This window comes from Rhodopirellula sp. UBA1907 (assembly GCF_002337565.1).
Taxonomy (GTDB): Bacteria; Planctomycetota; Planctomycetia; order Pirellulales; family Pirellulaceae; genus Rhodopirellula; species Rhodopirellula europaea.
On record NZ_DDGH01000086.1, the window covers coordinates 31,477 to 40,081 of the forward strand.

The window sequence follows — 8,605 nt, forward strand, 5'->3', positions numbered from 1 at the left end:
AGCAGGAACACCAGCGGGATCGCAAGGCAAAGAATCCAGAGGATGGAAAGCCAGGGTGAATGGTTGGTCCGTGTGGTCATGGCGTACTCCTATGTTGCGTGTTGCTTTTTCTGTTGGTCGTTGTGTTGATGTTCATCATCGGAATCATCGACGCGGGCCAGGAACCAACGTTCACCGGCGAAGATCAAGATGAAGCCGACAATGGAAACCCAGATCACCAACATGTCGCTGGACGCCTTCATCCATACGAACGCGCCGAGAATGACAATGTCGAGCGCGATCGCAGTGACAAGGATGGCGGTGTTCGCTTTGACATCTTCTTTCAAATGCCGTAGCACGCCCCAATGAATGGCAACGTCCATGACGAGGTAGAAGATCGCTCCGAGTGATGCGATGCGCCCCAGGTCAAAGAAGGTCGTTAGCGCGATGGCGATCACGATGGTGTAAACGAGCGTGTGTTGTTGCATATCGCCGGGCATCCCGAAATGCTTGTGCGGCACAAGCTTCATTTCGCTCAGCATCGCCAGCATCCGCGACACAGCGAACGTGCTGGCGAGCAATCCCGAGATCGTCGCGATGACGGCCAGACCCACCGTGAAGTAACGGCCCCACTGCCCGAACGCGGGTTCGGCGGCTTTCGACAAAGCGTAATCGCGGTGTTCGATGATCTGCGAGACGCTCAGATTGCCGGATACGGCCAATGCGACGAGAAGGTAGATGATCAAACAAATCGACAGCGACCAAATGATTGAGCGACCAATGTTCTTGGTTGGCTCTTTGATTTCCGAGCCGCTGTTGGTGATCGTGGTGAAGCCCTTGTAGGCAAGTAATGCCAACGCCGTCGCAGATAGAAAACTCGTACCCGACGTTCGTTCGGTCGCGCCGATCGACTCGAACGACAATCCAGAAACGTACAAACCGGCCCCAGCGAAAATCAGAATGCCACCGATTTTGATGGCCGCCGTCACGAGCGAGAACTTGCCGATGAAACTCGTGGACATGATGTTGATTAGAAACACGACAATCAGTAGGCCAACTCCCAACGCCGGCGTCCAAAACGCGGTGTCTTCGACATTTATCAATTGCAGCGAGTAGGTTCCGAACGTCCGCGCGACGAGACTTTCGTTGATGACCATTGAAAAGTACATCAGCAGCGCCATACCCGCCGTTACGGTGCCTTTGCCGTAAGCCTTCATCAGAAACATTCCGATGCCGCCAGCCGATGGATACTTTTGAGCCATCTTGACGTACGAATACGAGCTGAAGCCGGCAACGATCGCAGCAGCAAGAAACGCGAGCGGAAAGAGGCCACCGACTTGCTCAGCCACCTGCCCGGTGAGCGCGAAAATTCCAGCCCCAATCATCACACCGGTGCCCATCGCGACCGATCCGGTCAACGAGAGACTGTTTTCTTCGTATTGGTTGCTTCCGGAGGATTCTTCGCTCATGCTTTGTCTAGTTGGGAGAGTGGGGGCAGGGAGAAAGGGGCCCGATAGAGACCTACATCTCACACGGGCGCCAAATAACATGCCACGGTATCGGATCAGTTTGGATTCGTTACGTTGTCCACTACTGAATCTTGTGCTTGCCTAGATGCGTATAGGTTCGTTTGTGAGTCTGCCGTCGCTGGAGATAGTCAGTAGCTGACCTGGAGCAACCTCGGTCCACAGCGGTTGATCGCTCAGTGGTTCCGAAGCGATCACTGTGGACGCTGCTCGACTAGGTTTCTGTTGATGAGTCCCCGTCGTTTTCATCAGAAACTCACCGTCTTCACATTCGCAACCTTCGCCCTGAGCGACAAACAAGCTGCGGGGTATTGCGTTGTCGGAAGCGAATCGTGTCGCGACGACCTCGCGACCATTCGTCACCGCTAAGTTCAAAAAGTTCGGTTCTTCGATTTTCTGTTCAGTTCGCGTTCGCTCGGCCCTGCGAATCACGTTTTGGACCGCTTCGGACATTGGACCGATCCCATTTGAATCGCCAAGCTCGCCAAGAAACAATGCGAACATCAATTCCGAATCGGTTTGACCACGAACTTGATCGTATGATTCATCACGAAGAGTTTGCATCCAACCACGGCGGACTTGGTGATAGTTTGCCACCGAACCGTTGTGCATGAACGCGAAACGACCGCCAACGAACGGATGACAATTCGCTTGAGATACGTCGGTGTCGCCGGTGGCGGCACGAACGTGGGCCAGGATCAAATGGCTCTTAGAAACCTCGGCGAGTTGCTGCAGGTTTCGATCATTCCAAGCCGGTTGCGTCGATCGGAACAGTGCTGGCGAATCCGACAAGTCCGGTACATACCACGCCAAACCGAACCCGTCGCCGTTGAGCGGTTGTTCGCCCAGTTGACTCTGGAAACTCTGGTGAATGATCGAGTTCTTGGGGCGTGTCGTCAGGGTGTCGATGGTGATCGGCTCGCCGCGGTAAAGGACGAAACGGCACATCTAGGCCGACTCCGATTTCAAGCCGAAGTTGTAGACGATCGCCAAAGTGAAACCACACAACCATCCAGCAAGAAAACTCAAAACCAAACTCGCGGCCGACTCCCACAATGGAATGTCCCACCGCATGATCGAACTGGCATCCAGGCCGTGAAAAAACACGTTGAACAACCAGACGGTTGTCTGCTGCGGCAACAGATTCATCGTCAAAATGCACAGCAAGTAAAACAGGGACCAAGAGGTACCGAGGCCGAGGCCAAATCGCATGGGTGACAGTTTCTGCATCGCTTTGCCTTCGGTTAGAATTGAAGACTTGATTGGGTGACCTAACGAAAACGGGTCGTATCAGTGATGACTGATGCGACCCGTTTGGGATGGAGTCAAAGAGAGGGGGAGTCTCAGGGAGATGGGGAAAAATTTGTACTCCGTGAGTCCCAGCTCGCTTCACATCAGTGCTTGTGATCGCCGTGTCCGTGCGCGGCGTGATCGTGGCCTTCAAGTGTTCCGGCTTTGATCAGCTTTTGGGCTTTTGCCAATGTTCCGGACGGGTCGGCTTGCGCCTTCTTCGTGCAGCCGCCACAGCACAAGTAGACCGGCTTGCCGTCGATCTCCAGTTTCAGCGGTGCGCCCATTGAGCCGAGGAAGCTCGTGTTCGCGACGGCGCAATACTTTTGTGCTTCGACTGCCATGCGTTCTTCCATGGGCAGCTTGGCGAGCGTCGCCGTTGAATCACGCAACTTCATGACCGTCTTGACCGTTTTCTCGCCACCCTTCGTGGCGTCGTCTACGCATGCTTTGCAGCACAAGAAGACCGGCTTGCCTTCGATCATCACTTTCAGAGGTGTGCCCATGGAGCCGAGGCGGTCGTAGGTCATGATCGGGCAGAAGCGTTGAGCCTTCGCGTATTTTTGGTCCTCGGCCGAAAGCGTCGACAAAGCCGTTTCGATCTTTTTCTCAGCCTTCATCATGGCCTCGTGATCGTGGCCCGCGTGGTTGTGCTCTTGAGCCACCGCGGACAGTGAACCAACGCTGCTGATAAACAATCCAAGGGCCAGCGAAAACAAAAGGGGTGATCGTTTGATCGTCATTCGGAGAATCCTTCGATTCAGGGTGGGGAAACCAATTTTTCGCGATCGAGCCGACACTCGACACTATTTGGGTGATCACGAAACAAAACGTTGTACGTTGCCCGGTTAGATGCTTGGCCTGATCGGATTCTTCACAGGAACTCCGAATCTTTTTTGAGATCCGCGCGTCTGAAGCATTCGTGAATTGCCTGGAGGCCCACCAGAGCCAAATGCCAGCAAAGTGCGGCAGTCTGACCGATCTCAATTTTCTGTGAAGGATTCGACGACTCGGTGCATCCAACCGGCCATGTTCACCTTTCCGAAACCCCACTAAGAGATTTTGATGATGAAAATGTTCATGGCTGCGGTAGCACTGGCTGGATTGATCGGCGTCCCCGCCCAGGCGAATGCTGGTTGCGGATGTTCGGGTGGTGCTCAAGCGACAGTCGCCACTAACGCTCCGATCGCCTCGTACTACTCAGGAGGCGGGTTTCCGATCGCATCGCCCGCTTATCAACCAGCCCCGAGTCAGTACGGCCCAAGCGACTATTCCGCTGCGCCCTTCTACTCGAATCCCCCTGCCTACTCGAATCCGCCCGCCAATTACGCGGCACCGCGCGCTGCGATGCCAATGAACGCGCGAACAACCATGCCGGCTCAGCACTCACCTGCCTCGTCACTGGCGACTTCGCCGTTTTCTAATCTCACCGGCAACGTCCCGAGCTGCTGTGCTGGCGGAGGATCAAGTTGCTGTGCCGATGGCGGTTCGAGTTGCTGCCAAAGCAAGACTGGCGAAGCACCAACAGCATTGCCCACGATGATGCAGCTCAGCACGTCCGGGAGCGCACCCTTGCAAGGCCAGCCCGCTGCACCTAGCAGCAATCAGGCACCTCCTATGCCCATGTCCAATGCAGTGTCCGCGCCCACGACCGGTTCAGCTCCGGTCGCCAATGATCCGCATGCTGGTCATCAGCATTGATTGACGGTCTCAACGTCAAACCAACGACGGATCGAACGTGAGGGCATGAGTAGTTCGCCCACCAAGCCAACAAACGCCACCTCGAAACACATTCCAGAATTGGATGGGGTTCGAGGTTTGGCGATTTTGCTCGTCACGCTCTATCGCTTTAGCCGCGACATTCCGATCGACACCCGGCTCGGTGGCTTGCTGCACGATGCGCTCACCTTGGGGAGTCGCGGCGTCGAATTATTCTTCGTTCTATCTGGCTTCCTAATCACCGGAGTGTTGCTCGACGCAAAATCGACAACCAATCGGTACCGCAATTTCTTGGCCCGCCGAAGTCTGCGGATTTTTCCGCTCTACTTCGTCGCTCTCACCATCTTCGTCGTCATCATCCCGATTTTGACCGGTCGCGATAACCCGTTTGAGCAAGCGACCGACAAGCAGTTCTACTTGTGGACGTACCTAACCAACGTTCACATGAGCCTGGCTGGGCAATGGAACTTTGGACGCCTGGATCACTTCTGGTCACTGGCGGTGGAGGAACACTTCTACCTGATTTGGCCGACGATTATTTTCACGGTGCCGAACCGATGGTTGCTTCGGGTGGCGACCATCGGATTCGTCGTCTGTTTATCCAGCCGAATCGCATTTGCGGCGATGAGTCAAAATGACGTTGCGACCGACGTCTTCAGCTTCTTTCGCTTTGACGCCATGTTGATCGGAGCCATGCTGATCATCCATCAGCGAACGCGAAGCGACGGAAACGATCGAACAGTCGGTATCAACCGCCTGCGAATTGGGCTTGTGGTCACTGCACTAGCGACGTTGGCAATCGCGCTTTTCAACAGGCGTTTTTTAACCGCTGCTGAGACTGCGTTTCCGGTGACGTTTGCCTTGCTGATTGCGGTCGTATTACGACCGGAAAGTCGCATGAACCTGGGACGGTTGTTTCGATCGTCGTTGCTGCGTTCGCTGGGAAAGTACAGCTACGCGATGTATGTCTTTCAAAGCCCGCTAATTCCATTGGTGGCAATGTTGCCTTCTTCGATGAGTGTCTTTGAGCGATTCGGGGGTGATGATTCAATCATCGCTCATCTGTGCTACATCGCATTCATGTTTTTGTTAACCTACGGGATCGCTCTGCTGAGCTGGCACATTCTGGAAAAACACTGCTTGCAACTGAAGCGGCACTTCAAAGTGGCCTAACCGCAGGGACAGAGGGTGGGCGTCAAACGGAGAGCCTCGATACCCTGGGGGAGTATGCGGCTTAGGCGAAAAACGTCGCCCGATGACGAGCCATTTCGTGGAAACACCGGCATCCTGGCGTACGACGCTGAAGCTGCTGGTGAGCAACTGTCGATGCCACGAACACGGATGAATTAGGTTGCTCCATCACACGGAATGAAGGGAAAGAAAAATGTTGCGAGCACTCAAAGTCACGCTGGTCGTGACATCTTTGGCAGTGGCTGTGGGTGTCACAGGTTCTGCCTCGTCTGCATTAGGCCAAGAGCACGCGGGACATCATGCGGCAAACAAAGTCGTCGTGGACGCTGATATCTTGTCTGCCTTCGTGAATAAGCCTTGCGAGAACTTTCAGCTAGCGAGGAAGCATTTTCTCTCCGGCAACAACAAGAAAGCCGCATCGTCGCTGCGAACCGCGTTGGCGTTTTTGCGGCTCGAAGCGGCTCGTGCCGACGCAACATCTCAGGTGGCGATCGAGAAGTCGGTCAATGACCTGAAGCTGTTGGCGTCAGCGGTTGAGCGTGGCGAGGTTCAGGCGTATAGCGAACTGCAACGAGCCTTTGTCGAAGCACACGTCGCACTGGCTTCACACCACTGCGTCCAGAGCGACACCTGCTGCTGTCAATTGGAGAAGGACGGGGCCGATGGCGATGTGACTTGCGTTTGCCGGGAACTCAACGCGGCCACCATTCACCTCGAACAGGCGACGATGTGGCGAAATGGCAAGTTGGCTGAGTTGGTTCAACCGACGTACGACGAGTCACACTTTGCCGAGATGGAGTCAATGGGTTTCAGCAACTCAATGGCAACACACAAGAAGGACGCGAATCAAAACCGATTCTTGTCCAACATGAAACAACGCATCGGTAGCTTGCACCAAAAGCTCGAAGCGTTCACAGGACGGAAGATTCAATTGGCACGCCCGCACGAAATTGATGCCTTCGGCGGGATGGATTTGAGATAAACCAATTCACTCGATAGCGCGTCAAAGCAGCCCGCTTCCCAAAACTGGGGTATTTCACCAATCCTCAATGTTATGTTGCGTTGTATTGGCCGATCAGCATCATTTCGCCGATCGGAAGCGGAATGACTTTTGATCGTAGCCGGGATGGGATTAAGTTCCCGATGGTACTGAGCACTCGGTGAATCATCGAGTTGTATTCAGCGAATTGGACGAGCGAGTAGTCGAACGTCAATGGCTTGTACATTCGGCAAGCCGCTTTGACGGTGAATCCTTCTTCTTGGAGTAGCAGGCTTAGATTCTGGCGATTGAAATAGTGCAAGTGTTCTTCAGGAATGTAAAAATACCATCGCGATCCCATCAACCGGCGGGCCATCGAGTTTAGGTCGGGAAGTGTCAGGACGATATGCCCGCCATCGCGAACTCGCATGCGCAAATCATGAATGAAGTTACGAGGGTCCAACACATGCTCAATCACGTCAAATGCCGTGACGGTATCGAAACGGGCATCGTCAGGTAGCGAATCAACCGTCCCACAGTGAACGTTCAGGCCGGCCTTCCGAGCGAGTTCCACAGCCGTTTCCGAAAGTTCGACACCTTGGGCATCCGCACCATTCTCCTTGGCAACCGCCACAAACGTTCCGTCAGCACACCCAACATCCAGCCATCGACCGCCACTGGCGCTCGGGACGTATCGGCTTAGTTCTGACAGACGGCTATGAGCCGTCATGCGTTTCATCGTTTGAGCGGCAGCAAAATCGCTATACATGCCCGCCGAATAGCTTTCGTCGTAGTACTTTTCCAGTTCGTCAACCGTTGGCAACGGATACAGCAACTCACCAGCGCACGACATGCACCGCCAAAAATCACGGCCCTTTTTCTCGAAGCGAAACCGAAATTGAGCAATCCCACAAACTGGGCATTGCAAGTTGATCTTACGTGTGGACTGCATTTACGGCTCAAAACGACGCGAATGAACAACTGCAACGGAGCTTCGGCAGTTTTGAACTGTACCGGATAAGCCCATAGCAATCGGTCCGTTCGTAACTTTCAAGTCTAAGGGTGGGTGTGTGTGGAATGATCATCGACGGCGGGCGTCGCGGAAGACGCGGACTCTAACGGCTCGGCGTCCAAAGTCGGTGGTCCGATCGGATCGCCATCTAATCTTGCGATCAAGTCTGACGCCAAGCGATCGCCCGGTTCCAGTTCCAACGCCTTGGATAACTCTCTCTTGGCGTAGTCGGCATGGTTGTCCAAGTACAGGAAATGGTAGCCTCTGACGAACCTCGCCGCCGCGTCATCGGGGTTCTCGGCGACAAACTTGTTGAGACGATTCATGGCTTCGGTATAGCTGCCATCGCGGTACAAATTCCGCCAATTCTTGACGTGGTAACCAAGTTCACTCAAGCCGCCGATGGAGGCGGCGCGATGAATTGTCAACGCGGAACCGCGATAGTCACTCGAAGCGAACAATGCGTGGGCGAGCAACAATTGAAGCTGGACGTTTTCTGGATCTTCGACCAAAGCGTGACTAACCAGTTTCGCCGCTTGACCGAACTGCCCGGCACGGAATGCAGCTTCGGCAGATAGTCGATACGATTCATCCGAAGGGCTGTTCGATGAGGCTGTAGCGGATGCAGCGTCTGGAATCGCCGGCTTCGCAACGGAATAACTTTGCGGCGTTTGCGATGAACCGGCAACGTAAACCGAAGCGGGAGCCGAGGAGTAAAGACCGGCATCATAATACGAGTACGGATAAACGCCCGCATAGTATCCCCCATAGGTATCGTAGTGGGGATAGTACACGTGATGACCGATACCTGATCCCAAGTGGAAACCCAACCCAATTCCGTGCCCGTAGCCGCCATGCCCTAAACTGCTGTAACCATGACCAAGATTGTGATGGGTGGACAAACCATGC

General features: G+C 54.4%; 8 protein-coding genes. 2 read left to right on the plus strand and 6 right to left on the minus strand.

Annotation, left to right across the window (positions count from 1 at the left end; genetic code table 11):
• Positions 1–89 precede the first annotated feature (89 nt).
• The 4 genes from B2R17_RS19215 to B2R17_RS19230 all read right to left on the minus strand — a co-directional run bounded on the left by B2R17_RS19215 (position 90) and on the right by B2R17_RS19230 (position 3,538).
• The gene (locus B2R17_RS19215; protein WP_286765242.1) at positions 90–1,448 is read right to left on the minus strand and encodes an APC family permease; all 1,359 of its coding nucleotides are present in this window, start codon (positions 1,446–1,448) and stop codon (positions 90–92) included.
• Between the two features lie 141 nt (positions 1,449–1,589).
• A complete protein-coding gene (locus B2R17_RS19220) occupies positions 1,590–2,453 on the minus strand; it encodes a class II glutamine amidotransferase (protein ID WP_286765243.1) in 864 nt (287 codons plus the stop codon).
• Positions 2,454–2,735, minus strand: coding sequence for a DUF5676 family membrane protein (locus B2R17_RS19225; protein ID WP_286765244.1), 282 nt, complete (start codon positions 2,733–2,735; stop codon positions 2,454–2,456).
• A gap of 164 nt (positions 2,736–2,899) precedes the next feature.
• Positions 2,900–3,538: a hypothetical protein gene (locus B2R17_RS19230; protein WP_286765245.1), complete on the minus strand. Its 639-nt coding sequence runs from the start codon at positions 3,536–3,538 to the stop codon at positions 2,900–2,902.
• Positions 3,539–4,541: 1,003 nt separating this feature from the next.
• Here B2R17_RS19230 and B2R17_RS19235 point away from each other — a divergent pair.
• On the plus strand, positions 4,542–5,687 hold the full coding sequence (locus B2R17_RS19235) for an acyltransferase family protein (RefSeq protein WP_143549355.1): 1,146 nt from the start codon (positions 4,542–4,544) through the stop codon (positions 5,685–5,687).
• Positions 5,688–5,898: 211 nt separating this feature from the next.
• Positions 5,899–6,687 (plus strand): hypothetical protein, encoded by a 789-nt coding sequence (locus B2R17_RS19240; RefSeq protein WP_286765246.1) that lies wholly within the window; start codon positions 5,899–5,901, stop codon positions 6,685–6,687.
• Between the two features lie 70 nt (positions 6,688–6,757).
• Here the strand turns inward: B2R17_RS19240 and B2R17_RS19245 are convergent, their stop codons facing one another.
• Both B2R17_RS19245 and B2R17_RS19250 read right to left on the minus strand, forming a co-directional pair.
• Positions 6,758–7,537 (minus strand): class I SAM-dependent methyltransferase, encoded by a 780-nt coding sequence (locus B2R17_RS19245; protein WP_286765247.1) that lies wholly within the window; start codon positions 7,535–7,537, stop codon positions 6,758–6,760.
• 203 nt (positions 7,538–7,740) lie between these two features.
• On the minus strand, positions 7,741–8,605 hold an 865-nt coding region (locus tag B2R17_RS19250; RefSeq protein WP_286765248.1), incomplete at its 5' end, for a tetratricopeptide repeat protein.